The sequence below is a fragment of the Kitasatospora indigofera genome, from assembly GCF_014655955.1.
Classification (GTDB): domain Bacteria; phylum Actinomycetota; class Actinomycetes; order Streptomycetales; family Streptomycetaceae; genus Kitasatospora; species Kitasatospora indigofera.
This window is the reverse complement of record NZ_BNBO01000136.1, coordinates 1-1730: the sequence shown is the minus strand read 5'-3', so window position 1 is coordinate 1730 and position 1730 is coordinate 1. Positions and strand designations below refer to the sequence as shown.

1 protein-coding gene is annotated in these 1730 nt (G+C 73.1%); it reads left to right on the top strand.

Annotation, left to right across the window (positions count from 1 at the left end):
- Positions 1-15: 15 nt before the first annotated feature.
- On the top strand, positions 16-1730 hold a 1715-nt coding region (locus IE329_RS39785), incomplete at its 3' end, for an FtsK/SpoIIIE domain-containing protein (protein WP_190215949.1).

The window sequence follows — 1730 nt, the reverse complement described above, 5'->3', positions numbered from 1 at the left end:
GAGGGGCGGCGCACGATGACCCGCGCCCGCGCCAAGCAGCTGCGGCGCTCCGCGCGGCGGTGGCTGGCCCGCCAGAGCACCACCCGCGGGCACGCCGCCCAGGCCTGGCGCGGCATACGGCGATCCCACCAGTGGACGGCCGGGTTCGAGGGCGCCCACGTGCAGGCCGCCGGCCACCAGGCCCACATCGCCGCCCGTGAGGCCCGCGACCTGGCCCGCCGCGCCCGCTTCACCCTCCTGCCCGGTGACCGGGCACTGGCCCAGAAGCAGTCCGAGGCCGCCCTCGCCGTCGCCGTCGCCGCAGTCGCCGCCCACAGGAAGGCCAAGTCCAACCGGCGCCGGATCCGCTTCGCCCGAGCCCTGGTCGCCTACGGCATTCCCGCCGCCGCCGTCCTCGCCGCCTACATCGCCCTCGGCACCGCCGGCCTGCTCCTCGGGGCGACCGCCGTCCTCGGCTTCGAGGCCTTCCTCGGCCGCCGCCCCGACCGCGAGACCGTGTGGGACGCGGACGTGCGGGCGCTGTCCGACGGCGACCCGCTGACCGAGTCGATGCTCGACCGGGCGTTCAAGGCCGCCAAGGTCATCGGCGAAAGCCAGCGCCTGACCATGGTCACCCCCTGCGCCATCGACCCCGCCGTGCCCAACGCCTGGCACGCCGTGATCGACCTGCCCGACGTGACCGTCAAGAAGGCCCGCGACAAGGCGGACGAGATCGCCGCCGCGATGGGCATCGACCGCACCAACCTCGACATCCGCCAGGTCGGCTCCAACGGCCGCCGGATGGCGATCTGGGCCTGCGGCCAGGACCCGTTCCTCGCCACCCGCCGCAACCCCCTCGCGGCCGGCCGCACCAAGCAGGTCAACACCTGGCGCGACGGCTTCCCCCTCGCCTTCGACAAGCGCGGCAACGTCCTGCGCCCGACCCTGTCCGACTACTCGTTCCTGTTCGCCGGCGCCACCCGCTCCGGCAAGGGCATGGGCCTGGCCAACCTGCTCGCCGCCGCCATGCTCGACCCCCGGGTGCGGATCCGGCTCTTCGACGGCAAGGGCGCCGGCGAATACGTCCCCCACGCCCGCGCCCTCGCCACCTTCGTGCGCCGCAACCCCGGACGGCTCGTCAAGTTCCTTCGCCTGATGGTGGAGGAGATGAACCGCCGCACCGAGATCCTCGTCGAGGCCGGGCTCTCGAAGGCCAACGAGAAGCTGATCGACAAGCTCGGCGGTATCGAGCTGGTCATCATCGACGAACTCGCCACCTACACCGCCAAGAACGGCCCCTCCGGCAAGTACGCCGAGGAAATCACCGAACTCCTCGCCCAGATCGCCGCAGTCGGCGCCGCGGTCGGCATCGTCCTGGCGCTGGCCACCCAGTACCCCGAGGCCGAGATCGTCACCCCCCGCCTGCGCGGCAACCTCGCCGCCCGCATGGCCATGCGCGTCGAGAGCCCCGGCGCCTCCAACGTCGTCCTCGGCGACGGCATGGTCGGCCAGGGCTACGACGCCTCCAAGATCCCGATCGAGAAGACCAGCCGGGGCCGCGCCTGGCTGACCACCCCCGACACCGGCGTCATCGAGGTCCGCTCCCTGTTCATCGACGAAGCCGCCGGCGAGATCCTGCCGCTGATCGAGACCGGGGTGCAGCTGCGCAAGGCCGCCGGATGCCTGCCCGGCCACTACGACGACCCGATCGAGGCCGCCATGCTCCGCCAGACCGGCGTCAGCGCCTCCGC